This is a genomic window from Kitasatospora sp. NPDC086009 (assembly GCF_044540385.1).
Classification (GTDB): domain Bacteria; phylum Actinomycetota; class Actinomycetes; order Streptomycetales; family Streptomycetaceae; genus Kitasatospora.
This window is the reverse complement of the sequence record NZ_JBITSA010000009.1, coordinates 251,873-278,485: the sequence shown is the minus strand read 5'-3', so window position 1 is coordinate 278,485 and position 26,613 is coordinate 251,873. Positions and strand designations below refer to the sequence as shown.

20 protein-coding genes are annotated in these 26,613 nt (G+C 74.3%); 7 read left to right on the top strand and 13 right to left on the bottom strand.

Features of this window, described 5'->3' with window-relative positions; translation table 11 throughout:
• Positions 1 to 11: 11 nt before the first annotated feature.
• The 10 genes from ACIF6L_RS22870 to ACIF6L_RS22825 all read right to left on the bottom strand — a co-directional run bounded on the left by ACIF6L_RS22870 (position 12) and on the right by ACIF6L_RS22825 (position 11,808).
• Positions 12 to 1,127: a glycosyltransferase gene (locus tag ACIF6L_RS22870; RefSeq protein WP_352288332.1), complete on the bottom strand. Its 1,116-nt coding sequence runs from the start codon at positions 1,125 to 1,127 to the stop codon at positions 12 to 14.
• Positions 1,124 to 2,149: a polysaccharide deacetylase family protein gene (locus ACIF6L_RS22865; RefSeq protein ID WP_396490068.1), complete on the bottom strand. Its 1,026-nt coding sequence runs from the start codon at positions 2,147 to 2,149 to the stop codon at positions 1,124 to 1,126. Before ACIF6L_RS22865 ends, ACIF6L_RS22870 begins: the two co-directional genes overlap by 4 nt.
• Entirely contained in the window at positions 2,139 to 3,848 is a 1,710-nt protein-coding gene (locus ACIF6L_RS22860; RefSeq protein WP_396490066.1) for a lipid II flippase MurJ, read from the bottom strand. Before ACIF6L_RS22860 ends, ACIF6L_RS22865 begins: the two co-directional genes overlap by 11 nt.
• Positions 3,845 to 5,173 carry an O-antigen ligase family protein gene (locus ACIF6L_RS22855; protein ID WP_359804362.1) on the bottom strand — a complete coding sequence of 443 codons (1,329 nt, stop codon included), beginning with the start codon at positions 5,171 to 5,173 and terminating at the stop codon, positions 3,845 to 3,847. The genes ACIF6L_RS22860 and ACIF6L_RS22855 overlap by 4 nt, the downstream gene beginning before the upstream one ends.
• Positions 5,174 to 5,178: 5 nt before the next feature.
• On the bottom strand, positions 5,179 to 6,702 hold the full coding sequence (locus tag ACIF6L_RS22850) for an exopolysaccharide biosynthesis polyprenyl glycosylphosphotransferase (RefSeq protein ID WP_329490108.1): 1,524 nt from the start codon (positions 6,700 to 6,702) through the stop codon (positions 5,179 to 5,181).
• Positions 6,703 to 7,035: 333 nt separating this feature from the next.
• Positions 7,036 to 8,190, bottom strand: a complete 1,155-nt coding sequence (locus ACIF6L_RS22845; protein ID WP_396490063.1) for a glycosyltransferase — start codon at positions 8,188 to 8,190, stop codon at positions 7,036 to 7,038.
• 186 nt (positions 8,191 to 8,376) lie between these two features.
• Complete coding sequence (locus tag ACIF6L_RS22840; RefSeq protein ID WP_359834569.1) at positions 8,377 to 8,817, bottom strand: SRPBCC family protein; 441 nt, start codon at positions 8,815 to 8,817, stop codon at positions 8,377 to 8,379.
• Between the two features lie 126 nt (positions 8,818 to 8,943).
• On the bottom strand, positions 8,944 to 9,945 hold the full coding sequence (locus ACIF6L_RS22835) for an ABC transporter permease (protein ID WP_396490061.1): 1,002 nt from the start codon (positions 9,943 to 9,945) through the stop codon (positions 8,944 to 8,946).
• A complete protein-coding gene (locus ACIF6L_RS22830) occupies positions 9,942 to 10,949 on the bottom strand; it encodes an ABC transporter ATP-binding protein (protein WP_396490059.1) in 1,008 nt (335 codons plus the stop codon). The genes ACIF6L_RS22835 and ACIF6L_RS22830 overlap by 4 nt, the downstream gene beginning before the upstream one ends.
• Positions 10,950 to 11,004: 55 nt before the next feature.
• Positions 11,005 to 11,808: an ABC transporter permease gene (locus ACIF6L_RS22825; protein ID WP_396490057.1), complete on the bottom strand. Its 804-nt coding sequence runs from the start codon at positions 11,806 to 11,808 to the stop codon at positions 11,005 to 11,007.
• A 137-nt stretch (positions 11,809 to 11,945) separates the two neighbouring features.
• Between ACIF6L_RS22825 and ACIF6L_RS22820 the strand changes: the two genes are divergently transcribed.
• Complete coding sequence (locus ACIF6L_RS22820) at positions 11,946 to 12,833, top strand: winged helix-turn-helix transcriptional regulator (RefSeq protein WP_396490055.1); 888 nt, start codon at positions 11,946 to 11,948, stop codon at positions 12,831 to 12,833.
• Between the two features lie 41 nt (positions 12,834 to 12,874).
• Positions 12,875 to 13,768, top strand: a complete 894-nt coding sequence (locus ACIF6L_RS22815) for a HipA family kinase (RefSeq protein WP_396490053.1) — start codon at positions 12,875 to 12,877, stop codon at positions 13,766 to 13,768.
• A 122-nt stretch (positions 13,769 to 13,890) separates the two neighbouring features.
• Here the strand turns inward: ACIF6L_RS22815 and ACIF6L_RS22810 are convergent, their stop codons facing one another.
• The 3 genes from ACIF6L_RS22810 to ACIF6L_RS22800 all read right to left on the bottom strand — a co-directional run bounded on the left by ACIF6L_RS22810 (position 13,891) and on the right by ACIF6L_RS22800 (position 18,354).
• Positions 13,891 to 15,381: a S8 family serine peptidase gene (locus tag ACIF6L_RS22810; RefSeq protein WP_380394050.1), complete on the bottom strand. Its 1,491-nt coding sequence runs from the start codon at positions 15,379 to 15,381 to the stop codon at positions 13,891 to 13,893.
• 357 nt (positions 15,382 to 15,738) lie between these two features.
• Complete coding sequence (locus ACIF6L_RS22805) at positions 15,739 to 16,857, bottom strand: amidohydrolase family protein (RefSeq protein WP_396490051.1); 1,119 nt, start codon at positions 16,855 to 16,857, stop codon at positions 15,739 to 15,741.
• Positions 16,858 to 16,860: 3 nt separating this feature from the next.
• Entirely contained in the window at positions 16,861 to 18,354 is a 1,494-nt protein-coding gene (locus ACIF6L_RS22800; protein ID WP_396490049.1) for a glutamine synthetase, read from the bottom strand.
• A gap of 559 nt (positions 18,355 to 18,913) precedes the next feature.
• Between ACIF6L_RS22800 and ACIF6L_RS22795 the strand changes: the two genes are divergently transcribed.
• The 5 genes from ACIF6L_RS22795 (at position 18,914) to ACIF6L_RS22775 (ending at position 26,591) form a co-directional block, all read left to right on the top strand.
• The gene (locus ACIF6L_RS22795; RefSeq protein WP_359804372.1) at positions 18,914 to 20,689 is read left to right on the top strand and encodes a 3-hydroxybutyryl-CoA dehydrogenase; all 1,776 of its coding nucleotides are present in this window, start codon (positions 18,914 to 18,916) and stop codon (positions 20,687 to 20,689) included.
• 224 nt (positions 20,690 to 20,913) lie between these two features.
• A complete protein-coding gene (locus ACIF6L_RS22790; protein ID WP_396490048.1) occupies positions 20,914 to 21,822 on the top strand; it encodes a TetR family transcriptional regulator in 909 nt (302 codons plus the stop codon).
• 389 nt (positions 21,823 to 22,211) lie between these two features.
• Positions 22,212 to 23,549, top strand: coding sequence for a crotonyl-CoA carboxylase/reductase (ccrA, locus tag ACIF6L_RS22785; RefSeq protein ID WP_359834559.1), 1,338 nt, complete (start codon positions 22,212 to 22,214; stop codon positions 23,547 to 23,549).
• A complete protein-coding gene (locus ACIF6L_RS22780; RefSeq protein WP_329490094.1) occupies positions 23,549 to 25,588 on the top strand; it encodes a protein meaA in 2,040 nt (679 codons plus the stop codon). The genes ccrA and ACIF6L_RS22780 overlap by 1 nt, the downstream gene beginning before the upstream one ends.
• A gap of 25 nt (positions 25,589 to 25,613) precedes the next feature.
• Entirely contained in the window at positions 25,614 to 26,591 is a 978-nt protein-coding gene (locus ACIF6L_RS22775) for a CoA ester lyase (protein ID WP_329490093.1), read from the top strand.
• Positions 26,592 to 26,613: the final 22 nt, after the last annotated feature.

The window sequence follows — 26,613 nt, the reverse complement described above, 5'->3', positions numbered from 1 at the left end:
CTGCCGGCGGCTCAAGCGGGTGCCAGGCGGTCGTAGAGGGCGCCGAGGTCGGCGGCCACCCGGACGATGTCGTAGTGGCCGACCGCCGGGGGCCGGGGCAGGGGCTCGGGGCTGTGGTCGTTGAGGTGGCGCAGCTCGCGCAGCGCGGTGGTGTAGGCGGCGGCGTCGGAGGGGATCCGGCGGGCCTGCGGGGCGGCGGCCGGCGGGAGTTCGTCCAGGGCCGGACAGGCGCTGTGGCGGACCGGCAGGCCGGCCGCCAGGCCCTCCAGGACGCCGAGGCCGAAGGTCTCCGCGGTCGAGGGGGCGGCCAGCACGTCCAGCGCGGCCAGCAGGTCGGGGACGTCGTCGCGCTCGCCGGTGAGGACCAGGCGGTCGCGGACGCCGAGTTCGGCGGCCCGCCGCTCCAGGGCGGCGCGTTCGGGGCCCTCGCCGACCAGCACTAGCCGGGCGGCCGGGTCGAGGCCGGCGAGCGCCTCCAGCAGGACGTGGAACCGCTTGCCGGGCACCAGCCGGCCGACCCCGCCGACCACCCAGCTCGCCGCCGGGAGGCCGAGGTCGGCGCGCAGCCGGTGCCGGGCCGCGGCCCGGTCGGCGTCCGGACGGCGGTAGCGGGCGGCGTCGATGCCGTTGGGGATCAGCTCGACCCGGCCCGGCGGCACGCCCCAGGCGTGCAGCGTCTGGGCGACCTGCCGGGACACCGCGACGGTGGTGGTGCCCAGGCGCTCGGCCGCCAGGTAGAGACCCTTGACGCCGCGGGTGACCGGGCGGCCCTCGATCACCCCCGCGTGCAGCGAGTGCTCGGTGGCCACCACCGCCCGGACGCCGGCCAGCCGGGCGGCCAGCCGCCCGTACAGGCCGGCCCGGTAGAGGTGGGTGTGGACGAGGTCGTAGCGGCCGGACCGGATCAGCCGGACCAGCCGGGGCAGCGCGCCGACGTCGCGGTTGCCGCGCATCGCCAGGTGGTGGACGGTGACGCCCTCGGCGCGGAGCGCGGTGGCCACCGTGCCGGGGTTGGTCAGCGCGACCACCTCGCAGTGCTGGTGCGCGGGCAGGTGGCGCAGCAGCAGCTGGAGCTGGCGCTCGGCGCCGCCGGAGGCGAGACCGGTGACGATGTGCAGCACCCTCACCGGTCGGCCCCCCGCCGGCCCGCACGCTCCCCGGCGGGGCGCTCGGACCCGCCCGCGGTGCTCCGGGCCCCGGCGCTCCCCTGCGTCTCCTCGCGCTCGGCGCCGGCCCGGCCCTTCGACGCGGAGCGTGCCGCGAGGCGGTTGCGGCGCAGCTCGGTGACGGTGTCGCGGAGGCGGTGGCGGCCGCGCTTGGCGCGCAGCCGCCAGGCGCCGTCGCGGTCGCCGACGTAGCAGCGGGGCAGCGCGTAGCGGCCGGTCAGCGGGGAGTGCGCGATGGCGCAGGCGTAGTCGTAGCCGGCGTCGCGCACGGCCAGCGTGGCGGGCAGGTCGACGGCGCCGTACGGGTAGCAGAAGCCGGTGACCGGACCGCCGACGACCTCCTCCAGCACGCGCCGGCTCTCCCGGGTCTGGGTGGCCAGGACGTCGGCGGGCAGGCCGGGCAGGGCCTGGTGGCCGAGGCCGTGGGAGCCGATCTCCCAGCCGGCGGCCGCGAGTTCGGTGACCTCCTGGACGGTGAGCAGCTTCTTGCGCGGGCCCTTGACGTCCCAGTCGTTGGCCCGGCCCAGCAGGTCGGCGACCACGTAGGCGGTCGCGGTGAACCCGTACGCCTGCAGAATCGGTACGGCGAAGCGGCCGAAGTCCGCGTAGCCGTCGTCGAAGGTCAGGCCGACCATGTTGTCGGCCCGGCCGGCGGCCCTGGCCCGCATCAGCTCGCGGACCGAGACGCCGCGCCGGCCGCGCCGGTGCAGCCAGGCGATCTGCTCGGCGAAGCGCTCCGGGCTGACGGTCAGCTGGTACGGGTCGTCCTCCTCGACGGCCACCGAGTGGTACATCAGGATCCACGGCGAGGTGGCCTCCTGGACGGGTGCCCGGGTGGCGGGTCGGCGACTTCGGGGCAGCTGTGCCTCCGGGCGGCGGCCCTCGGCGCGCGGCACCTCGGTCCGTGGACCGGCTGCCGCCGGCGCGCCGGAGCGGCGTACGCCCGACAGCACCGACCGTACGGATCCCCGTTCAGCGTCCATGGGGAGGCTTCCCTTCATCGGCAACGGATGGCGGGCACAGGGCCCGGACGACGGCGAGGACCGGTCCGCGCACCTCGCGGGCACCGAGACCGGTGCCGAGGGCGGCGAAGGCGAGCGCCACGGTGAGGCCCCCGAGCAGCGTCGAGAGCAGGGGGTCGGCGGGGAGTCCGGCGGCGGGGGTGCCGAGGGCGGCCGCCCCGGCGGCGGCGGCCAGCAACCGGGCGTGGCCGCCGAGGACCAGCCGCAGGCGCAGCGCGATGCCGCGCAGGACGAGCCCGCGCAGCAGCAGCGCCGCGGTGGTGGTGATGCCGGCCGCGTTCCCGGCGGCCAGGCCGAGGGCGCCGAAGCGGGGCGTGGCGAGCAGGCCGACGGCGACGGTGACGACCAGGCCGAGCACCATGGCGGCGGCCGGGTACCAGTCGAGCAGCCGGCGGCCGCCGTCGTCGGTGCTCGGGTCGCCGGCGCGGCGGACCACCGGGCGGAGCGAGAAGTAGGGGCGGATCATCACGCCGATCAGCGCCTGCGCGGGCAGTCCGAAGCTGTAGACGCGGATGACGGCCGCGGTGGCGGCGGTGTCCTGGGTGCCGAAGGCGCCGCGCTGGAAGAGCAGGGCGACCACCGAGGGGGCGCAGGCCAGCAGGAAGGCGGTGCCGAACAGGACGACCGCGGCCGCCTGGCCGAGGTCCTTCTCGACCCGGTCGCGGGCGGCGGTGAGGTCCCCGGCGGCGAGCGCCCGGGCGACCAGCGGGAAGGTCACCGTGCAGATCAGGATGGCCGCCGTCATGGCCAGTTGGGAGACCTTGGCGGCGTAGTTGAGGTGCGAGATGGTGCCGGGCGGCAGCGCGGAGCCGAGGAAGCGCTCGATGAAGACCTGAGCCTGCCGGGTGAGCGTGAAGGCGGCCACCGGCAGCAGCGCGAGCGGGATCAGCACGAGTGCGGGGCGGGCCCGGCGGCCCGCGGCGGCGCGGCCGGACCGCAGCCGGCGCAGGAACGGGACGACCAGCAGACCGGCCATCAGCAGGCTGCCGAGGGCGACGCCGATCGCGGCGGAGCGGACGCCCCAGAGCGCCTGGCAGCTGAGCAGGACGCCGAGGATGCCGACGTTGTAGGCGACGTAGATGCCGGCCGGGGCGGTGAAGCTGTGGTGCGCCCGGAGTGCGGCGGCGAGATAGCCGGCCACGCCGAAGGGCAGCACGGTGCAGGCGGTGATCCGGGTGCAGGTGACGGCGAGCCCGGGGTCGGCCAGGCCGGGGGCGAGCAGGTCGACCAGCTGGGGGGCGCCGAGCGCGACGCCGAGCGAGAGCGCGGTGAGCGCCAGCAGCAGCCAGGGCAGGGTCGCGCGGACCAGCTGGCGGACCGGGTCGGGCCCGTCGGGGTGCTCCTCCCGCAGGACCAGGGCCAGGGCGAAGGCGGGCACCATGAGGAAGGACATGGCGTCCTCGATCAGCAGCGGTGCGGCGGTCTCCGGGACGGTCCAGGCGACCAGGAACGCGTCGGTGCCCTGGTTGGCGCCGAAGTAGCGGGCCAGCAGCAGGTCGCGGAGCAGGCCGAGGGCGGAGCCGGCGGCGCTGAGCACGGCGGTGATGCCGAAGGCCTTGGCGAGGAAGCCGCGCCGGGAGGCCGCCGTGGTCTCGGCGGCGGGTGCGGAGCGGGGGGCCGGCAGCGTCGGGGTGAGCGCGGTCGGCCGGTCGGTGGTCATCGGGGGGTCGCCTCCGGTGTGGCGCCGGCGGCGGTCCGGGCGGCGAGGCCGAGGACGACGGAGGTCAGCACGGTGGTGGTGCCGCCGATGTCCGCGTAGAGGAAGTCGACCAGGACCCAGACCAGCAGGGCGAGCGCCGCGAGGCCGCTGCCCCGGGCCCGGCGCAGGCACCCGATCAGCAGACCGAGGAACAGCGCGGCGTAGGCGACGATGCCGATCAGCCCCTGCTCGCTGAGGACCAGGAGGTACATGTTGTGCGGGGAGAGCAGCGGTTCGCGCTGGAATCCGATGGTGGCGTCGGCCGCGTCGCTGCCCGAGGAGAGCCGCAACGGGGCGTTGCTGTCGCGCAGTTGCTGGAAGGCCTTGGGGCCGGCGCCGCTGACCGGGTGGTCCTGCCAGATGCGCCCGGCGGTGGACCAGAGGTCGTAGCGGTCGGACACCGACTGGTCGGGGGCGGCCGAGACGGAGCCGATGGAGCTGATCCGGGCGGTGACGCCGGAGGCCCCGAGGCCGAGGCCGCCGATCAGCACGACGGCGGCGGCCAGGCCGAGGACGGCGCTGCGGACCGCCAGCCGGGCGTCGGCCCGCAGCAGCAGGACGGCGGCGGCGGCGCCGGTGGCGATCCAGCTGCCGCGGCTGAACGAGACGGCGAGCGGGAAGGCCAGGAAGGCCGCGGCCGCGAACATCGCCCGGCGCAGCTTCGGCCGGCCGGCCGGGCCTCGCTCGGCGAGCCCCAGCGCGAGGGCCGCGAGCAGGCCGTAGCTGACCACGGTGGACATCGCCATGATGTCGAGCGCGCCGAAGGTGCCGACGGCGCGGATCGGCCGGCCGGTGTAGGAGGCGCCCGTCCCGGTGAGGTACTGGTGGGCGCCGACCACGCCCTGGACCAGCGCGGCGGCGACGAAGGAGCCGAGCACCAGCCGCCGGTCGGTGCGGTCGCGCAGCGAGCAGAGGACGGCGGCGGGCACCAGGACGAAGACCTGGGTGAGCCGGACGAAGCCGGTGAGGCTGGCGGCCGGGTCGATCGAGCCGACGGTGGCGACGGCGGCGGCGAACACGATCACGCCGAACTGCACGGCGGCGGTCCGGCCGATCGCGGGGGTGCGGCCGCGCAGCAGCTCGACGGCGGTGACCGCGACCAGGGCCAGCGAGGCGAGGTCGGCGGCGGTGACGTGGACGGCGGCGGTGACGTCCTTCTCGCCGGTGGGCACGCAGACCAGCAGCACGGTGGCGGCCGCGAGCAGGCTGGGCCGGGCGGCGAGCGCCGCGACCGTCCGGTGTAACGCCCGGGCGGGCGTCGGGACGAGATCGAGGGTGAGGGCCACGCTGGTCAGCTTCCGTCCGGGTGGAGCATCAGGGCCGCGGTGCGGCACAGGATCTTGACGTCCTGCCAGAGGCTCCAGCTCTCGATGTAGCGGTTGTCGAAGCGGGCCCGGTCCTCGATGGAGGTGTCCCCGCGCAGGCCGTTGACCTGGGCGAGGCCGGTGAGGCCGACCGGGACGCGGTGGCGGTCCGCGTACTCGGGGTAGGCCTGGCTGAACCGCATGACGAAGTAGGGGCGCTCGGGGCGCGGGCCGACCAGGCTCATGTCGCCGCGCAGCACGTTCCACAGCTGCGGCAGCTCGTCCAGGGAGCTGCGGCGCATCAGCTTGCCGACGGCGCCCATCCGGTGGTCCTGGGAGATGTTCCAGCGGGTCGCCGACTCGTGCTCGTTGCTGGGGCGCAGGGTGCGGAACTTGAGGACGGTGAAGACCCGGCCGTCCAGCCCGGTGCGCTGCTGGCGGAAGAGCACGCCGGGGCCGGTGTCGAAGCGGACGGCGAGCGCACACAGGGCGAGCACGGGGGCGAGGGCGAGCAGGCCGAGGCCGGCGGCGGTGACGTCCAGGGCGCGCTTGGCGGCCCAACCGGGGCGGCGCATCGCCGGGCGGTCCACCTTCAGGCAGGGGAAGCCCCAGAGGTGGTCGCCGCCGGTCGAGTGGCCGTTCTCCAGGGAGCCGTACTCGCGCAGCGCGGGCACCAGCCAGACCTGGCAGCCGAGCCGGGCGGCGTCGCGCAGGGCGGCGGCGGTCTCGGCCTCGTCGGCGGCGCCCGCGGTGGCGACGACGTGGTGGATCCGGTGACGGCGGACCTCGCGCTCCAGCACCTCGCGGCCGCCGAGCACCGGCAGGTCGGTGTCGCCGGCCAGCAGCGGCGGGTCCGGGTCGAGGAAGCCGACCGGGCGCATGCCGTACTCGCCGCGCTCCCTGAGGGCCTCGGCGACCCGGCGGCCGAGCCGGCCGGCGCCGAGGACCAGTACGGGGCTGGGCCGGCTGCGGCGGATCCGGCGGACCAGGTGGAAGAGCAGCGTCCGGCCGCAGACGGCGAGCAGCAGCTGGGCGCCGAGCAGCGCGGTCAGCCGGGCCGGGGTCGCGGGGCCGGTGTCGGGCCAGCGGCCGTCCAGGCAGCCGGCCAGGGTGACGGCGAAGGCGGTGGCCACGACGGCCCGGACGGTCAGCGCGGGGAGCTCGTCGAGGACGGAGAGGGTGAGCCGGGCCCGGTAGAGGCCGCCGGCCAGGTTGAGCAGGAGCAGCAGCGGGAGCAGGGCGGCCACGCCCAGCAGCGGATCGACCCGGACCGCGGGGTCGAGGGCCCGGTTGGCGAGCCCGGTGGCGGTGCACAGGGCGAAGGCGTCGACGGCGGCCAGGGTGACGGGCAGGGCGAGCCGGGAGCGGACCGGTCGGCGGTGGCGGCGGAGCGCCGGGGTGCTGCGGGTCTGTGCGGACCTGGCGGGGCGGTCGAGCAGTCCGGTGGCGGGCCGGCGCGGGCCGGACAGGGGCCGACCGGGCCGTGGCACGCTGTCGTGGTCAATGGTCATCAGCGCACGAACTCCCCTGCTGTGTGCCCGGGGTGACGGCGGCCCGGCACCGGTTGGCCCGGGGCGGCCGTCCCGGCCCGGTGGGCGCGGTCCTGACTGCACCTGCTGCCGCTGGCGGCTTTCGGTTCTCTCGCGAATTCCCGGCGTGAAATCGAAATGAAGCAGGCAAAATCAGACAGTACCGAACGTGGCCCTGGATGCTGGAAGTTGACTTGCCATTTCATTCCAGCCGCCCATTAATAGGTATTTCCGATTTCACCCCTCGCCCACAAACCGGTTGAGGGTGCGAATACGACAGCTCCCAGCGGAGGGCATTCACGGCATGTGAAACGATCAGATCCGCTCTGGGACACGGGCACGGCGGCGTCCGGCCGCCGGCCCGGCGCCCAGTAGATCGCGGTAGAGCGCGTCCACCTGTTCGACCACCGATCGCACGTCATGGCGCGCCACGGCGTGCTCGCGCAGGCGCGCACCGCGTCGCTCGCACTCGATCGGGTCGGACAATGCTTCGGCCATTCGGGTGGCGAGCGCGGCGGCGTCCTCGGGCGGCACGACCGCGCACTTCCGCTCGGTCGGAGGCAGGCATTCACGGGCTCCGGGCACGTCCGTCAACAGGACCGGCCGGCCCGCCGCCATCGCCTCCAGCGGCGCCAGCGCCATCCCCTCCCAGCGCGAGGGCAGCACCACCAGATCGGCCGCAGCCAGCCACGGCCGCGGATCCGGCACCTCCCCGGCCAGCCGGATCCGGGACGGTTCGGCCGACTCCCGGACGGTGGCGGCCAGCCGGGCCTCCTCCGGACCGGTGCCGACCAGGGCCAGCCGGGCCTGCGGCACCAGCCGCAGCACCTCGGGCCACGCGTCGAGCAGCACGTCCTGGCCCTTCTGGCGGCAGAGCCGGCCCACGCAGACCGCCAGCGGCGCGTCGAGGTCGAGGCCGAGCGCGATCCGGGCGGCCCGGCGGTCGGCGGGCGCGTAGTGGCGCACGTCCACACCGTTGGGCACCACCGCCCAGTCGGCGTGCAGGCCCGCGGCGACGCCGTCCGCCCGCTCCTGGACGCTGACGCAGAGCAGGCGGTGCGCCCAGCGGGTCGCGTAGCGCTCCCAGCGCAGGGTGGCCGCGGCCAGCGCGCCGTCCACGGCGGCGAACGACCAGGCGTGCGGCTGGAACACGGTCGGCATCGCGCCCCGGATGGCCAGCCGGCCCGCCAGTCCGGCCTTGGCGCTGTGCAGGTGGACCATGTCGGGCGCGGCGGCGCGGACGATCCGGCGCAGCCGCCACGCCTCGGCGGCGACGGACGGGCCGGGCGAGCGGCGGGCGGGCCAGTCCTGGACCAGCGCCCCGGCGGCGGCGGCCTCCTCGGCCAGCCGGCCGCCGCGCGGGCAGGCGACCAGGACCCGGTGGCCGGCCTCGCGCTGGCCGCGGACCAGGTCGACGACGACGCGGGCGACCCCGCCGTCGACGGGCTGCGAAATGTGAAGGATCGTCATATGCACGGCGGCGAGCCTAGGGTGGCTCCGCCGTGCCCGGGGGCCGTCGTCACCCGCAGGTGGCGGCCGTCCACCCGTACGGCTTGCTTGTCGTACGGGTGGGCGAGGCCGTCGAATCTTCTTGCTGGTCCGGCGCCCGGGGCGGCGGCCGGCGGCCCTCCCCGGCCGGCCCGGACGCGCCCGGTCTCAGCGGACCTCGGCCGCCAGGTTGGCCAGGATCTGGTCGTGGATCCGGTTCAGGCCCTTCGGCGCGAAGGTGCGCTCGAAGAAGCCGCCGATGCCGCCCGCACCCTGCCAGGTGGCCGAGACGGTGACCTTCGACCGGCCCTCACCGGCCGCGGCGACCGTCCAGGTGATCACCATGCTGGAGTTGGCGTCCTTCTCCACCAGCTGGTCCGGCGTCGGCGCCGAGACGGTGAACAGGCAGTCCCGCACCCGCTTCTCGGTGGCCTGGAGCCGCCAGTGCACCTGGGTGCCCGCGCCGGTGCCGCCGACCCGGACCTCGTACTCGCTGTACTGCGCCGGCAGCAGCTTGGGGCGGGTCACCTGGTAGTCGGCCAGCGCCTCGTAGACCCGCTCGGGGGCCGCGTCGTAGACCCGCTCGGTGGTGGCCTGTACCTGTCCCATGACCGTGCTCTCCTCGTCTGGTACGTCCGGTTTCACCGGCTAGCCAACCACAGCGCACGGCCCGGGACGGTGCAGGGGCTCGGGGTGGCACCGCGTCCCGGCCGGCCGTGGCGCGCCGGGCCGGGCTCAGGACAGGCGCAGGCCCCCCGTCCGCTGCGCCCGCGCCTCGCCGAGGCGCAGCGCCAGTGCCGCGCCCGCCAGCAGCAGCACGCAGAGCACGGCCAGCCGGCCGAGCCCGGGGGCGAGTTCGCCGAACCCCTCCCGCTCCAGCAGCGCGCCGCGGACCACGGCCAGGCTGCCGGTCAGCGGCAGCGCCGCGCCGAGCATCCGCAGCACCCCGGGCAGCGCGAAGACCGGCAGCCGGACCCCGGCGACGAACCACATCGGATCGTCCAGCACGGTGTAGACGAAGGTGGAGTCGCGCGAGAACACCATCAGGCTGTTGAGCAGCGCGCCCCAGGCCACCGCGGGCAGCAGCAGGGCGAGGAGCACCACCGGGTAGACCCAGGGCCCGGCGACGTCCAGGCTGCCGAAGCCGAAGGCGGCGGCGCCCAGGAAGCAGGTGAGCAGCCAGGCGTTCTGCAGCAGTGCGCCGGCGCCGTTGGCCAGCATCAGGACCAGCCGGTCGGCGGGCGAGAGGAAGAGCAGCTCCAGCGTGCCGGTGGTGCGCTCGTAGGCGAAGTTCCACGCGGACTGGACGAGCGAGAAGAAGAACGCCCAGGCCAGCGCACCGGTCGCGAGGAAGCCGAGCAGCTTGGCCGGGTCGGCGGCGAGCGGCCAGCGGGCGGCGGCGGCCGAGCCGGCGGCGATCGGGTGCAGCGTGTAGTAGGTGGCGGCCAGTTGGAGGACCGGCCAGACCAGCATCGAGGCGAGCACCAGCGGCTGGCCGAAGAGCGTGCGGTGCTGCTTCAGCGCCTCGGCGGCGAACACCTTGCCGGCGTGCCGCAGCGGCCGGGTGGCGAGGCGGTCGCCGTCCGGGCGGGGCGGGCGACGGGTGCCCGGGCGGGGTGGCGGGAGGGTGCGGCCGACGGGGTGGGGCGGCCGGGCGCCCCGGTCGGCCGCGGCGAGCAGCAGCAGCTCGACGGAGGGCGGCGCGGGGTGCGCCGGCCGGGTCGACGGGCCGGTCACGCGGCCACCTCCGAGCGGGCGCCGGCGGGCGCCGGGGCGGTGTCGGTGAGCGCCAGGACGGCGTCCTCCAGGGTGGCCTCGGTGACCTCCAGCCCGCCGATCGACCCGCCGGCGGCGACGATCGCCCCCGCCAGCGGGCCGGCCACGTCCTCGGGATGGCGGACGGTGACCAGCAGGCCGCCCTGCCCGGTGGCCCCGAGCTCGGCGCGGACACCGAGGCGGAGCGCGAAGTCGGCCACGGCGGCCTCCAGTTCGGGAGAGGGATTGGTGACGGTGACCCGGACGCTGCGGTGGCTGCCGGTCGCGGCCTTGAGGTCGGCCGGGCTGCCGGCGGCGAGGTGGCGCCCGCCGGAGATCACGTAGACGTGCCCGCACAGCTCCTCGACCTCGGTCAGGTAGTGCGAGGTGAGCAGCACGCCGCGCCCCTCGGCGGCGAGGGCGGCGACCACCCGGCGCAGGTCCCGGGCGATCGGCGCGTCCAGGCCGAGGGTGGGCTCGTCGAGCAGCAGGTAGGCCGGGTCGTTGATCAGGCCGCGGGCGATCGAGAGCCGCTGGGTCATGCCGCGCGAGTACCGCTCGACCGGGGTGTCGGCGGCTCCGGTGAGGCCGACCAGCTCCAGGAGTTCGCCGATCCGGGGGCGCAGAACCGCGCCGGGGACGTCGTAGAGGTGGCCGAAGTAGCGGAGGTTCTCGGCGCCGGTGAGCTTGCCGTAGACCATCCGCTCGCCGCCGGCGATCAGGTTGATCCGGCGCCGGGCCTCGCGGGCGTGCTCGACCAGGTCGAGGCCGTCCAGGGTGACGGTGCCGGAGGTGGGGCGGAGCAGGGTGGCGAGGATCTTGATGGTGGAGGTCTTGCCCGCGCCGTTGAGGCCGAGCAGTCCGGTGACCCGGCCGGCCGGGATCTCCAGGTCGAGGCCGTCGACGGCGGTCTTCACGGCGCGCGGGCCGAAGAGGCCCTTCTCCCGGCTGCGGAAGGTCTTGCGCAGGGCGGTGGTGCGGATCATGTCACTGGCTCCGGTTGGGGTGGTCCATGCGTCGGGGGCTCCGTTCGGAGGCGGTTCAGAAGCTCCGCTCGGCGGCCCGGCGCTCGGCGGCGGGCAGCAGCCGCAGACCGAGCAGCAGGTAGCCCAGGCTGAGGGCGAGGCAGGTCACCAGCCGCGCGGTGAGCTCGGTGAGCGGCTGCCCCCGGCCGAGCGCGCCGCGCAGCACGTCCATCGCGGAGGTGACGGGCAGCAGCTCGGCCAGCCACCGGGCGGGCACCGGCAGGTAGCTGTTGGGGAAGGTGATGCCGCAGAGCAGCGAGACGGCGAGGAAGACGGTGTTCTGCGAGATGTGCGCCTCGCCGGCGACGATCATCAGCGCGCCGAGCAGCACCGCGACGGCGAAGACGGCGGCGCTGAGCGCGAACAGCCCGGCGAGGGCGGCGAGCGGGTGCCAGGCGGGCAGCGTGACGCCGAGCACCGCGGCGAAGCCGCCGAGCAGCCCGACCTCGACGGCGGTGTTGAGCAGCGCGAACCCGGTGAAGCCGAGCAGGTAGGGCAGCCGCCCGGCGGGGGCGATCAGCAGCGCGCCCAGGGTGCCCTGGCGCTGCTCGGTGATCAGCGCCTTGCTGCTCCAGAGCAGCATCCGGACGGTGAACATGTAGCCGGCCGCGCCGATCGCGATGTAGCCGAGGTAGTCGGCGCCTCCGGTGCGGGCGGTGAAGTCCTCGGCCACCGAGCCGCCGCCGATGGCGTGCAGGCCCAGGTAGGACAGGCCGAGGGTGAAGACGCCGATCAGCAGACAGCCGACGGCGTAGGACCACGGGTAGGCCCGGAAGGTCATCGTCCAGGTGCGGCGCAGCGTCGCCCAGGCGACGGACATCTGCTCCCCCCATTCCTTCTCGTTCGTCCTCAGGCGCACTCGTTCCGCATGAGTTTTCATCAGGAACTTACAAGTTCCCTTTCGGAACTCGCAAGGGGGTGCGAGGATGGACCGTCCTGGACGTGAGAGGAGCGACGGTGCTCAAAGAGGTACCCGCGCGGGACGCCACCTGCGCGATCGCCCAGTCGGCGGCCGTGATCGGCGACTGGTGGAGCATCCTGATCGTCCGCGAGTCGGCGCGCGGCCTGCTGCGCTTCGACGAGCTCCAGCACGAGCTGGGCATCTCCCGGAAGGTCCTCACCGAGCGGCTCGGCCACCTGACCGAGGCAGGCGTGCTGGTCCGGGTGCCGTACCAGAGCGCCCCGGTGCGCCACGAGTACCGGCTCACCGAGGCCGGCCGGGCGCTGCTGCCGGTCCTGGTCGCGATGCAGGACTGGGCGGACCGCTGGCTGCTCGGCGACGGTGCGCTCTCCGGCTCGGCCGCGCCCGACAGCGCGGAGGCCGCCCGGCTGGCGGCGCTGCCCGGCACCCGGCTGCCGGCGCTCACCCTGCCCGCGCACACCGGCGGCGAGCTGGACCCGGTCGATCCGGCGGCCGGCGCCACCGTGCTGTTCTGCTACCCGGCCACCGGCCGCCCCGGGCCACTGCCGCCGGGCTGGGGCGACATCCCCGGCGCGGTCGGCTGCACGCTGGAGAACCGGCTCTTCCGCGAGGCGTACCCCGAGTTCCGCGCGGCCGGTCTGGCGCTGCGCGGGGTATCCACCCAACGGCCCGACGAACAGCGGGATTTCGCGGCGGCGGAGGAGATCCCCTTCCCCCTCCTGTCCGACCTGGACGTCCGGCTGGCGGCCGCCCTGCGACTGCCCACCTTCCACGTCGGCCAGGGCCTGCGGCTGAAGCGGGCGGTGCTCGTGCTGGACCGCGCCCGGGTGGTGCGCCGGGTGGCCTTCCCGGTCACCGACATCCCCGCCGCCGTCCGGCAGGCGCTCGCGGACGCGCGCGAGGTGGCGCTGGAAAGCCGCTGAACGGGTCGGGCCCGGAAGGCGCACGGGTTAGGGTGACGGATGTGCTCGATCAGGTGACAGCAGTGCGCTACGTCGATCCGCTGCGGGCCGGCGGCTCCGTCCCCGGCGTCGTGGAGACCGACGACCTCGGCACCTACGTGGTCAAGTTCATCGGTGCCGCGCAGGGCCGCAAGGCCCTGGTGGCCGAGGTGATCGTCGGTGAACTGGCCCGGCGGCTCGGCCTGCCGGTGCCGGAACTCCGGCTGGTCGACTTCGACCCGGCGGTCGCCGACGCCGAGCCCGACCCGGAGGTCCAGGACATCCTCCGGGCGAGCCGCGGACTCAACCTCGGGATGGACCTGCTGCCCGGCGCCCGCGACTTCAGGCCCGGCATGATCCCCGTCGGGCCGGCCGAGGCCGGCCGGGTGGTCTGGCTGGACGCGCTCACCGGCAATGTCGACCGCAGCGTGCACAACCCCAATCTGATGGTCTGGCACGGCAAGCTCTGGCTGATCGACAACGGCGCCGCGCTGGTCTTCCACCACCGCTGGTCCGCCGCCGCGGGCTCGGTGGGCAAGCGCTACGACCTGAGCGCCCACGCCCTCGGCGGCTACGCCCCCGACGTCGCGCTGGCCGACGACGAGCTCGGGCCGCTGGTCACCCCTGCGCTGCTGGAGGAGGTCGTGGGGCTCGTCCCCGACGCGTGGCTGGCCGACGAGCCCGGCTTCGACTCGGTGGCGGCGGTGCGGCACGCCTACGTCACCCACCTCGCCGCCCGTGCGGCGCGCTCCCGCGACTGGCTGCCGGACGGCTTCGCCACGCCCGAGCAGGTGCGCGAGGCCGAGCGCCGGCGGGCCGCCGCCAGCCGGGCCGGCCGGCCCGCCTGGCTCCAGGAGGTGCCGGACCTGCACGGCAAGCCGGCGGTCGAGACGGTCTGGGACCACCACTTCGAGTGAGGGCCGGGGCGCCCCCGCTACCCGTGAGGGGTGGGGAGCGGGACCGAAGTCCCGCTCCCCACCCCTTGGTTCGATCAGCGTCGGCCGCTCGGGCCGTCGGCGCCTACCGTGCGGTCAGCGCGTCAGCGCCACCACTGGACCGCCTTCTCGGCGTTGATGATGCCCGCGCCGTAGAAACCGTTGTCGTCCGCGCCGCCCTCGCAGGTGGCCGCCCACCTGCCGGTGCCGCCCGGGTTGTACGGGCCCGAGGGGCAGGCGTGCGACTCGGCCTGGTTGGTCAGCAGCTCGGTCAGCTCCTCCGGGCTCGCCCACGGGAAGGTGCTGGCGAGCAGCGCCAGGACGCCGGCCGCGTGCGGGGAGGCCATCGAGGTGCCCTGCATGTAGCCGTAGCGGCCGCCGGGGATGGTGGAGAGGGTGCGGCCGTTCTTGTCCGGGGTGTCCGGGATCTGGTAGAGCCGGTCGCCACCGGGGGCGGCGACGGTCACCTTGTCCTTGCCGTAGCTGGAGTAGTACGACTTGTCACCGTTGACGCCCACCGAGGAGACCGAGACCACGCCGTCCAGCTCGGTCGGCAGGTTGAGGCAGTCCTGGGTGATCGGGCGGGTGCCCGGGGTGGTGTCGTCCGGGCTGCTGACGTCCACGGTCTTGTGGGCGAGGTCGATGTTCTCGTTGCCCGCCGCGGCCACGTTGAGGACGCCCTTGCGCTGCGAGAACTCGACCGCGCGGCGCACGGCGGTGGTGATCGCCGCCTGGTCCGCGTCGTTCTGGCAGTTGAACATCCACGGGTCGACGTAGTAGCTGTTGTTGGTCACCTTGAACTTGTGCTCACCGGCCCAGACGAAGCCGCAGATCGCGTACTCCGGGTAGATGAACCCGCCGTCGTCGACGACCTTGACGGCGGCCAGCTTGACATTCGGGGCTATGCCCTCGATGCCCTTGCCGTTCTTGGCCGCGGCTATGGTGCCGGCCACGTGGGTGCCGTGGTCGCCGTCGGGGCCCGGCTGCCAGGCCGCCCAGTCGGTGTTCGGCTTGCCGCCGTCGATGCAGGAGACCGACTGCGAGGCGTCGACGTTGGCGGCGAGGTCCTCGTGGGTCCCGTCGATGCCGGAGTCCAGCACGCCGACGGTCACGTTGCGGCTGCCCAGGGAGAGCTTGTGGGCCTTGTCCACGCCGATCTGACGCATGTCCCACTGGTTGGCCCAGTAGGGCTCCTGGCCGGCCGCGGCGGCGGTGACCGGCTCGGCGGCGACCTCGGCCTTCTGCGTCTCGGCGGCCGTGATGCCCTTGGTGCGGCTGGTGCCGACCGACTGGACCCCCTTCGCCTTCCGCAGCTTGGCGGCGAACTGGGTGTCGGTCGAGCGGGCGATCACCACGCCGATCTGCTCGTACGAGTACACCACGGTGCCGCCGAGGGTCGTGACGGCCTTCTCGACCTTCTGCACCTGGCCGTGGTTGGCCTGGGTGTTGACGACGTAGCTCAGCAGCGGCCCGGTGGTCGGCTCGGCCCCGGAGGCGGCGACGGCGGTCCCGGCGGGCAGTGCCAGGGCACTGGCCGCGGCGAGGGCGACGCCCACTGCGGCGTACCGGGTCCGGCTGATCCGAGGAACACTCATAGGGGTTGGCCCTCCCGAGTCGTCGTGCAGCTGCGGATGGCAGGTGCAGTGGAATGATCGGGACGCTAGTGAACATGCGTTGTAATCCGCAAGAGGTAGTCATCTAATCGACACCGTTCGGCCACTTCCGAGGGGTGTGGCTCCGGCCGATCCGACCCGGTGTCAATCCATACGGTGAATATCCGGCCCGCGCGCGCTTTCCCTCACCGGGGCGTAGACGATCCACAATTCCCGGGCCACCGGGGCCGCTCGGCGCACCCGGTCAGGGGCCGCCGCCGGGGCGCCCGCACCGCGCCGACCAGGGCCGGACGCTCCACCGGCCGGCCGGCCCGGACCGCTACCGCGCCCGCCCGCCGCTCAGAGCCGGTACAGGCGACGGGCGTTGTCCGCCGCGACCTGCCGGGCGAGGTGGCGGCCGTCGGCCGCCGAGCAGGCGCCGTCCGCGCGCCAGCCGTCCAGCAGGGTGCCCAGGCCGTGCCGGAACTGGGCGGCGCCCACCAGGTAAAGCTCCGGCAATCCGTAGGCGTCGGTGGAGAAGAGCAGCTTGCCGAACGGCGCCAGCTCCAGCATCTCGCCGAGTACGGCGGCCACCCGGGGCCCGACGTAGGAGGCCGTCAGCCCGAGGTCGGTGTACACCAGCGGGAAGGCCTGGGCCAGCCAGGCCGCCTGCCGGTGGTAGGGATATCCGTGCAGGAGCACCAGCGGAACGCCGCTCGGCTCGGCGGCCCGGACGAAGTCGGTCAGCAGCGACGGGTCGGCCCGGTGCAGGGTGAGGTCCGGATCGCCGAACCCGGTGTGCAGTTGGAGCGGCAGGCCGAGCTCGGCGCAGACGTCGAGGGCCGTCCAGAGCAGGTGGTGCAGAAGCACGGGGTGGCTCAGCCGGCCGCGCCCGGCGCGCAGCCACTCCCCGGCGGCCGCCACCACCGCCGCCGGGGCGGGGCGCTCGGCCGGTACCGCCAGGCCGTGCCGGTAGGCCACCACCGACTTGACCGCCACCGCGCCGGCCGCCGAGGCGGCCAGCGCCTCGCGGACGAGGGCCGGCCAGGCCCCGGCCGACGTCGAGACCGTCTCGGCGACGGACTCCAGCCGGACCACCTCGCGCACCCGGGCGCCGGCCGCCTCGGCGAACTCGCCGAGCGGGAGCAGCGGGTGGCCGGCCGCCTCGGCCAGGCCGGTGTCCACCAGGCAGGTGTCCAGCCCGGCGGCCGCCAGCAGCCGCCGGGTGGCCTCGGCGGCGCCCAGCTCCGCCCGCCGGGCCAGGTAGTCGGCGGCGGGGGCGTGCACGGGCAGCCCCAGCGCGGGCGGGCACCAGCGCCGCACGGCCAGGCCGAGGGCGCTGTCGAACGGCGTGGTGCCGGGCGCGGGCGGGCGGTCGGACTCGGTGAGCAGCCCGGCCAGCGCGCCGTCGGCGAGGTCGGCCACCACCACGCCGTGGCAGTGGTGGTCGACCAGCGCCGGCACCTCCAGCGAGCGCACCGGTCAGTACCGCCAGCGGGTGGCCGCGACCAGTTGCTCCGGGGTGGCCGAGGCGTGGCGCTCGCTCTCGCCGCGGCGGACGGCCAGCACCGCCTCGTACAACGGCTCGCCGAGCGCCTCGCGGAGCACCGCCGACTGCTGGTAGGCCGCGAGCGCGTCACCCGGACCCGCCGGGAGCCGGGGCACCGTGCCGGGCGCGGCCTCGGCCGGGTCGCCGGTGAACTCGGGCGGGAGCGCGAGCCGTTGCGCCAGCCCGGCGAGACCGGTGGCGAGCACCCCGCCGATCGCCAGGTACGGGTTGGCGGTGGCGTCGAAGCACTTGATCTCGGCGTTGGCCGCGGTGGCGCGCTCCCCGGTGGAGCCCGTCACCAGCCGCAGCGCCGCCTCCCGGTTCTCCAGGCCCCAGCACTGGTAGGCGCCGGCCCAGTGCGAGGGCACCAGCCGCAGGTACCCGGCCGGGCTGGAGGAGCCGAGCACCAGCAGCTCGGGCAGCGCGCCGAGCACTCCGGCGAGGAAGCCCTCCGCCTCGGCCGTCAGCCCGTGCGGGCCGGCTCCGCCGCGGGCGAGGTTCCGGCCGTCCCGCCAGAGGCTGAGGTGGAGGTGGCCGCCGTTGCCGACCGAACCGGCCTCGACCACCGGGGCGAAGGAGGCGCGCAGGCCGTGCCGGGCGGAGACGGCGCGGACGGTCTGGCGGACCAGGACGGAGGTGTCGGCGGCCTCGACCGGCCCCTCCGGTGCGACCGACACCTCGAACTGGCCCGGCGCGTACTCGGGGTGGATCTGCAGGACGGCGAGGCCCTGCGCGCCGAGGGCGTGCAGCACCTCGCGCAGGTAGTCGCAGAGGTCGGTCAGGCGCTGCATGCCGTAGGCCGGGCCGTCGGTCGGGTAGCGGGGCTCCTCCTGTGCCGGCCCGGCGAGCGCGACCACCCACTCGACCTCGATACCGGCCTTGACGGTGATCCCGCGCTCGGCGGCGGCGGCCGTCATCCGGCGGGCGAACAGCCGCTGGCAGCCCGGGTGCGGGGCGCCGGACTGGGTGTACCGCTCACCCGGGGCCCAGGCCCAGCCGGGCTGGGCGGCCAGCGGGACCACCCGGTCGAGGTCCGGGTAGAGCCGGAGGTCGCCGGTGGGCCCGCCGACCGACCGGCTGGTGACGATCGAGTCGTCGGCCAGGAAGACGTCGAAGCAGGGCGCCGTGCCGACACCCCACTCGGCGGCGTGCACCAGCCCGTCCAGCGGGACGGCCTTGACCCGGGCGATGCCCGCGTTGTCCACCCAGGTGACGGCGACCGCCTCGACCCCCGCCGGGCGCAGCCGCTCGACGGCCGCCTGCGCCCGCTCGCCGCGCTCGGCCCGCGGCGGCAGGGCGACGGCGGCCGCCGGGCCCGCGGACGGGTCGGGCGCGGCGGCGGGCCGGGACGCGGCGGCGGGAGCCGCGCCCCGGGTGGGCTCGGACGGGTCGGCGAGGCCGGCGGAGGAGACGGCTCCGGTGCTCATGCGGCCATGCTGTCGTGCCCGCCGACCAGGGGGAATTCCCCTATCGGGTGGTTCCGGCGGACGCCTGTCCACCCGTTCACTCCTGCGGGTCGCACCCCGGGCCGCACACCGGGCCGCCGCGGATCCCGGGACCCGGCCGCCCCGGGCGCGGGCCGGCGGCGACCCGGGGCGGCCGGGAATCCGGTGGCGCCCGCCCCCTTCCTACTGGCGAGTAGCTTCGCTACAGTGTCCGCACGCACCACCGTCGGGCTTCGGGAGCCGCACCGACGGGGTCGCCGGCCGGCGCGTGATCGCGCGGAACGGTCCGGCGGCGGGCGGTGCGTCTTCACCGGTCGTAGCCGCGGGTCGCGGCGGGCCGGATTCTCGCCTCGTATCAGAGCCGCTTCCTTCACCCCGAGCGCCTGAGTACCACGGCACACCCGCAGCACGGCCGGAGCGGACCGGCGGCTGCGCCGGTGGGCCGCAACCGTCATCTCCCCATGCCCCCGCGCGCGGACCCTCCTCCGGCGGCGCGTCCGCCGGAGCGCGCGCGGGCCCTTATGACAAGGAGTCAGGACAGATGGAGCGTCCCTTCCCCACGGTCGCCGTGGTCGGCCTCGGCACGATGGGTGCCGGTGTCGCGGTGGCGGTCGCGCAGAGCGGCCGCCGAGTGATCGGCATCGAGGCCACCGAGGACTCCGCCGCCCGGGCCCTGGCCCGGATCGAGGAGGCCACCGCGCACGCCGTCGCCCGCGAGCGGATCACCGCCGAGGACCGGGCCGCGCTGCTCGCGCGGATCTCGGTCGGCCACGCGCTCGACGCCGCCGCCCCGGCGGACCTGGTGATCGAGGAGGTCCCCGAGCAGCTGGAGCTGAAGCGGGAGCTCTTCGCCGAGCTGGACCGGATCTGCCCGCCCGCGACGGTCCTGGCCACCGGCACCACCGCGCTGTCGGTGACCCGGATCGCCGCCGCCACCGCGCGCCCGGAGCGCGTGCTGGGCCTGCACTTCTTCAACCCGGTGCACACCATGAAGCTGGTCGAGGTGGTCCGCACCGTGCTGACCGCCCCGCAGGTCGCCGAGGACGCCGCGGCGTTCGCCCGCGACCTCGGCAAGGAGCCGGTGGCGGCGGGCGACCGCGCCGGCTTCGTGGTGAACGGGCTGCTCTTCGCGTACCTGAACCAGGCCGCCGCGATGTTCGAGTCCAAGTACGCCACCCGCGAGGACATCGACGCCGCGATGCGGCTCGGCTGCGGGCTGCCGATGGGACCGCTGGCGCTGCTCGACCTGATCGGCGTGGACACCGCGCGGACCGTCCTGGAGGCCATGTACGAGCAGTCCCGGGACCGGCTGCACGCACCCGCGCCGATCCTCGGCCAGCTGGTCTCCGCCGGACTGCTGGGCCGCAAGTCCGGCCGGGGCTTCTACACCTACGAGGCGCCCGGCTCGTCCAAGGTGGTCGGCGCCGCCACCGGGGCCACCGCGGCGAAGGCGCCCGGCCGGGAGGTGCGCCGGGTCGGTGTCTGCGGCTCCGGCACGATGGCCACCGGCATCGTCGAGGTGTTCGCCAAGGCCGGGTACCCGGTGCTGCTGGCCGCCCGCAGCCAGGAGAAGGCCGAGCGCGCCAAGGCGCAGCTGGCCAGGTCGCTGGAGCGCTCGGTGGCCAAGGGCCGGCTCTCCGAGGAGCAGCGCGACGCGGCGCTGGCCCTGGTGACGCCGGTCGGGCAGTACACCGAGCTGGCCGACGTCGACCTGGTGGTCGAGGCGGTGGCCGAGGACCTCGCGGTCAAGCGCGAGCTGTTCGCCACCCTGGACAAGATCGTCAAGCCGGGCGCGGTGCTCGCCACCACCACCTCCTCGCTGCCGGTGATCAGCTGCGCGGCGGCCACCTCGCGGCCGCAGGACGTGATCGGCCTGCACTTCTTCAACCCCGCGCCGGCCATGAAGCTGGTCGAGGTGGTCTCCACCGTGCTGACCGCGCCGGACGTCACCGCGACGGCGCTGGAGATCTGCGCCAAGGTGCGCAAGCACCCGGTGGAGTGCGGCGACCGGGCCGGGTTCATCGTGAACGCGCTGCTCTTCCCGTACCTGAACGACGCCGTGCGGATGCTGCAGGAGCACTACGCGACGGTGGACGACATCGACACCGCGATGAAGCTCGGCTGCGGCTACCCGATGGGCCCCTTCGAGCTGCTGGACGTGGTCGGCCTGGACGTCTCGCTGACCATCGAGCAGGTGCTGCACCAGGAGTTCCGCGAGCCGGGCCTGGCGGCGGCGCCGCTGCTGGAGCACCTGGTGGCGGCCGGCTGCCTGGGCCGCAAGACCGGCCGCGGGTTCCGCGACCACGCGCGCCGGTGACCACGCCGTCGGTCGGGGGCGCCGCGCCGCTGGGCGCGGGCCCCACCGGGACGGGCCCGGCACCGCTCCTGCCGGGGCAGCCCGGGTACGGGTCGCCGCGCACCGGCTGGAGCCCCGGGGCGGTGTCGGCGCGCTGGCCGAGACCGGCCGTGACCGGACCGGTCGCCCCGGTACGACGGGGAAGGCCCGCGGCGCCGGTGCCGGGGGCGTGTAGCGTTCCGGGCATGGATCGGGTTCAGTCAGCCTCCCCGCAGCACTCCGCCGGACCGCGCGGCGCCGACCGGCCGTCCGGGACCGGCGCCGAGGGGAATCCCGGCAACCGCCGGGCGGCCGCGCAGCGCCAGCAGATGCGTCAGGACCTGGCCACGGCGGCGATGGAGCTCTTCGCCTCGCAGGGCTACGAGGAGACCACGGTCGACCAGATCGCCGCGGCCGCCGGCGTGGCCCGGCGGACCTTCTTCCGGTACTTCCGGTCCAAGGAGGAGGCGATCTTCCCGGACCACGACGACACCCTCGTCCGGGTGGCCGACCTGCTGGCCAGCGCCGAGTCCGACGAGCACCCGCTGGACGTGGTCTGCCGCGGTATCAAGGAGGTGCTGCGGATGTACGCCTCCACCCCGGCGGTCTCGGTCGCCCGGTACCAGCTGATCCGTCAGGTGCCGGCGCTGCGCGAGCGGGAGATCGCCGTGGTGGCCCGGTACGAGCGGCTGTTCACCCGCTACCTGCTGGGCCGGTTCGACACCGGGGGCGAGATCCCCTCGGGCTGGCAGCGGGCCGGCGAGGACGACTCGATGCTGGCCGAGGTGTCGGCGGCGGCGGTCGTCGCGGCCCACAACCACGTGCTGCGGCGCTGGCTGAGGGCCGGTGGGCGGGGCGACGTGGAGGCGCAGCTGGACCACTCCTTCGAGGTGATCCGGCGGACCTTCTGGGCCTCCGCGGCGCCGGGGGTGAGACGGCGGGGGTCCCTGGTGGCACCCGGTGCCAGTGTGACCCCCCTGGAGGAGGCGGCCGCGAGCGCACTGAGTGCCAGCCCCGGAGGTGAGGTACTCATCACAGTGGCCCGGACCGACGCTCCGCTGGACGTCGTGGTGGACAGCATCAGGGCCGCGCTGAGCAGTGCCAGGCACGCCTGAGAGCTAGCGTTTCCGCAGGTCAGAGCAGTTCGAAGGGCCCGTACCGACGATCCGGTGCGGGCCCTTCGCGCACCCGCCGGCGGGCGCTCGAACGCGGATTTGATTCACCTGAATTGATGACACCCGGTGTCTTTACGAGTGGCACAGGGTGCCACTACCTTGTTACCCACCAGTCGCGGCGCCGCGGCTCCCCACCACGGCGCGCCGTCGTCCGGCGCTCCCACACCCCGGGAGCTGTGCCCAGCAAGGTCCACCGCAGATCCACCGCACGGTCCCAGCCAGGCCACCCGCCAGACCACCCAACCACCCATCTCAGCGAAGCCGGTGTCCGCTCCCGGCTCCCCCAGACGCCCTGTGCCCCTCACACAGGTACGCCTTCGGAGGCAGCCATGAAGGAAATCCTCGACGCGATCCTCAACTCCGACAGCACCGCGGCGGACTTCGCCGCGCTCAAGCTGCCGGAGTCCTACCGGGCGGTCACGCTCCACAAGGACGAGGAGCAGATGTTCGCCGGCCTCGACAGCCGCGACAAGGACCCCCGCAAGTCCCTCCACCTCGACGAGGTCGCCCTGCCCGAGCTGGGCCCGGGCGAGGCTCTGGTCGCCGTCATGGCCAGCGCCGTGAACTACAACACCGTGTGGAGCTCGATCTACGAGCCGGTCTCCACCTTCGGCTTCCTGGAGCGCTACGGCCGGCTCTCCCCGCTGACCAAGCGCCACGACCTGCCGTACCACGTGCTCGGGTCCGACCTCGCGGGCGTGGTGCTGCGCACCGGCGCCGGGGTCAACGCCTGGAAGCCGGGCGACGAGGTCGTCGCGCACTGCCTCTCGGTCGAGCTGGAGTCCCCGGACGGCCACAACGACACGATGATGGACCCGGAGCAGCGGATCTGGGGCTTCGAGACCAACTTCGGCGGCCTGGCCCAGCTGGCACTGGTGAAGACCAACCAGCTGCTGCCGAAGCCGAAGCACCTGACCTGGGAGGAGGCCGCCTCCCCCGGCCTGGTCAACTCCACCGCCTACCGCCAGCTGGTCTCGCGCAACGGCGCGGGCATGAAGCAGGGCGACAACGTGCTGATCTGGGGCGCCAGCGGCGGCCTCGGCTCGTACGCCACCCAGTACGCGCTGGCCGGTGGCGCCAACCCGATCTGCGTGGTCTCCAACGACCAGAAGGCCGAGATCTGCCGGGCGATGGGCGCCGAGGCGATCATCGACCGCTCCGCCGAGGGGTACAAGTTCTGGAAGGACGAGCACAACCAGGACCCGCGCGAGTGGAAGCGGCTCGGCGCGAAGATCCGCGAGTTCACCGGCGGCGAGGACGTGGACATCGTCTTCGAGCACCCGGGCCGCGAGACCTTCGGCGCCTCGGTCTACGTCACCCGCAAGGGCGGCACCATCGTCACCTGTGCCTCCACCTCGGGCTTCATGCACCAGTACGACAACCGCTACCTGTGGATGTCGCTCAAGCGCATCGTCGGCTCGCACTTCGCCAACTACCGCGAGGCGTTCGAGGCCAACCGCCTGATCGCCAAGGGCAAGATCCACCCGACGCTCTCGAAGGTCTACTCGCTGGAGGACACCGGCCAGGCCGCCCTCGACGTGCACCACAACAAGCACCAGGGCAAGGTCGGCGTGCTCTGCCTGGCGCCGGAGGAGGGCCTGGGCGTGCGGGACGCGGAGTTCCGGGCGAAGCACATCGACGCCATCAACCGCTTCCGGAACATCTGATGGCCGGACGCGACCGCCCCTGGCTGATGCGCACCTACGCGGGGCACTCGACCGCGAGCGACTCCAACGCGCTCTACCGCAAGAACCTCGCCAAGGGGCAGACCGGCCTGTCGGTGGCCTTCGACCTGCCGACCCAGACCGGCTACGACTCGGACCACGTCCTCGCCCGCGGCGAGGTCGGCCGGGTCGGCGTCCCGGTGGGCCACGTCGGGGACATGCGGGCCCTGTTCGAGGGCATCCCGCTCGAACAGACCAACACCTCGATGACGATCAACGCCACCGCGATGTGGCTGCTGGCGCTCTACCAGGTGGTCGCGGAGGAGCAGGGCGCCGACATCGCCAAGCTCACCGGCACCACCCAGAACGACATCGTCAAGGAGTACCTCTCGCGCGGGACGCACGTCTTCCCGCCCGGGCCCTCGGTCCGGCTGATCACCGACATGATCGCCTACACCGTCGGCAACATCCCCAAGTGGAACCCGATCAACATCTGCAGCTACCACCTGCAGGAGGCCGGCGCCACCCCGGTCCAGGAGATCGCCTACGCGATGTGCACCGCGATCTCGGTGCTGGACGCGGTGCGCGACTCCGGCCAGGTGCCGGCCGAGCGGATGGGCGAGGTGGTCGCCCGGATCTCCTTCTTCGTCAACGCCGGCGTGCGCTTCGTCGAGGAGATGTGCAAGATGCGCGCCTTCGCCCAGCTCTGGGAGAAGGTCACGCTGGAGCGCTACGGCATCCAGGACGCCAAGCAGCGCCGCTTCCGCTACGGCGTCCAGGTCAACTCGCTGGGCCTGACCGAGGCGCAGCCGGAGAACAACGTCCAGCGGATCGTGCTGGAGATGCTCGCCGTCACGCTCTCCAAGGACGCCCGGGCCCGGGCCGTCCAGCTGCCCGCCTGGAACGAGGCGCTCGGCCTGCCCCGCCCGTGGGACCAGCAGTGGTCGCTGCGGATCCAGCAGGTGCTCGCCTACGAGTCCGACCTGCTGGAGTACGGGGACCTCTTCAACGGCTCCGAGGTGATCGAGACCAAGACCGCCGAGCTGCTGGCCGGCGCCGAGGCCGAGATCGCCAAGGTGCTGGAGATGGGCGTCAAGGCGGGCAACCGGGGCATCATCCCGGCCGTCGAGTCCGGCTACCTGAAGTCCAACCTGGTCGCCTCGCACGCCGCCCGGCGGGCCCGGATCGAGTCCGGCGAGGACAAGATCATCGGGGTCAACTGCTTCGACACCACCGAGGAGAGCCCGCTCACGGCCGACCTCGACACCGCGATCATGGTGGTCGACCCGGCCTCCGAGCAGTCCGTGCTGGCCGCACTGGAGGAGTGGCGCGGCAAGCGCGACGAGGCCGCCGCCCAGCAGGCACTGGAGGAGCTCAAGGCCGTCGCCGGCACCGACGTCAACCTGATGGAGGCGACGCTCGCCTGCGCCCGCGCCGGGGTCACCACCGGCGAGTGGGCCTTCGCCCTTCGCGAGGTCTTCGGCGAGTACCGCGCGCCCACCGGCGTCGGCGGCGCCCCGGTCGCGGTGGCCGCCGAGCCCGGCGGCGAGCTGGCCGCGGTCCGCGAGGCGGTCGCCGCCACCGCCGCCGAGCTCGGCGTCGGCAAGCTGCGCCTGCTGGTCGGCAAGCCCGGCCTGGACGGACACTCCAACGGCGCCGAGCAGATAGCCGTCCGGGCCCGTGACGCCGGGTTCGAGGTGGTCTACCAGGGCATCCGGCTGACGCCCGAGCAGATCGTCTCGGCCGCCGTCGCGGAGGACGTGCACTGCGTGGGCCTGTCGATCCTCTCGGGGGCGCACTCCGAGCTGGTGCCCGACGTCCTGCACCGGCTCCGCCGGGCCGGGGTGGAGGATGTCCCGGTGATCGTGGGTGGCATCATCCCGGCAGCGGACGGCGAGGCCCTCAAGGCCGCCGGCGTCGCCGCCGTGTTCACCCCGAAGGACTTCGGCATCACCACCATCATCGGCCGGATCGTGGACGAGATCCGGCTGGCCAACAGGCTCCAGCCGTGGACGCCCACCACCGCCGCGTCCACCAGCTGATCGTGGAAGGAACTGACCACCCCTCATGAGCAACGCCAGCGACACCCCCGTCAACCGGCTCCGCCCCCGCCGCTCCTGCCTCGCCGTACCGGGCAGCAACCCGCGCTTCCTGGAGAAGGCCCAGGGCCTCCCGGCCGACCAGGTCTTCCTCGACCTGGAGGACGCCTGCGCCCCGCTGGTCAAGGAGAGCGCCCGGCACAACATCGTCGACGCGCTGAACAACGGTGACTGGGGCAAGAAGACCAAAGTCGTCCGCGTCAACGACTGGACCACCCACTGGACGTACCGCGACGTGATCACGGTCGTCGAGGGCGCCGGCCCCAACCTCGACTGCATCATGCTGCCGAAGGTCCAGGACGCCGAGCAGGTCCGGGCGCTCGACCTGCTGCTCACCCAGATCGAGAAGACCATGGGCTTCGAGGTCGGCAAGATCGGCATCGAGGCGCAGATCGAGAACGCCAAGGGCCTGATCAACGTCGACGCGATCGCCGAGTCCTCCCCGCGCCTGGAGACGATCATCTTCGGCCCGGCCGACTTCATGGCCTCGATCAACATGAAGTCCCTGGTGGTCGGCGAGCAGCCGGCGGGCTACCCGGCCGACGCCTACCACTACATCCTGATGCGCATCCTGATGGCCGCCCGCGCCAACGACCTGCAGGCCATCGACGGCCCCTACCTGCAGATCCGCAACCAGGAGGGCTACCGCGAGGTGGCCGGCCGCGCCGCCGCGCTCGGCTTCGACGGCAAGTGGGTGCTCCACCCGGACCAGGTCTCCGCCGCGAACGAGATCTTCTCGCCCTCGCAGGAGGACTACGACCACGCCGAGCTGATCCTCGACGCCTACGACTGGTGCACCTCCGAGGCGGGCGGTGCCAAGGGCTCCGCGATGCTCGGCGACGAGATGATCGACGAGGCCAGCCGCAAGATGGCCCTGGTCATCGCGGGCAAGGGCCGCGCCGCCGGGTTCGAGCGCACCTCCAAGTTCGAGCCCCCGCAGGCCTGACCCCTCCTGACCTCCTAAGGAC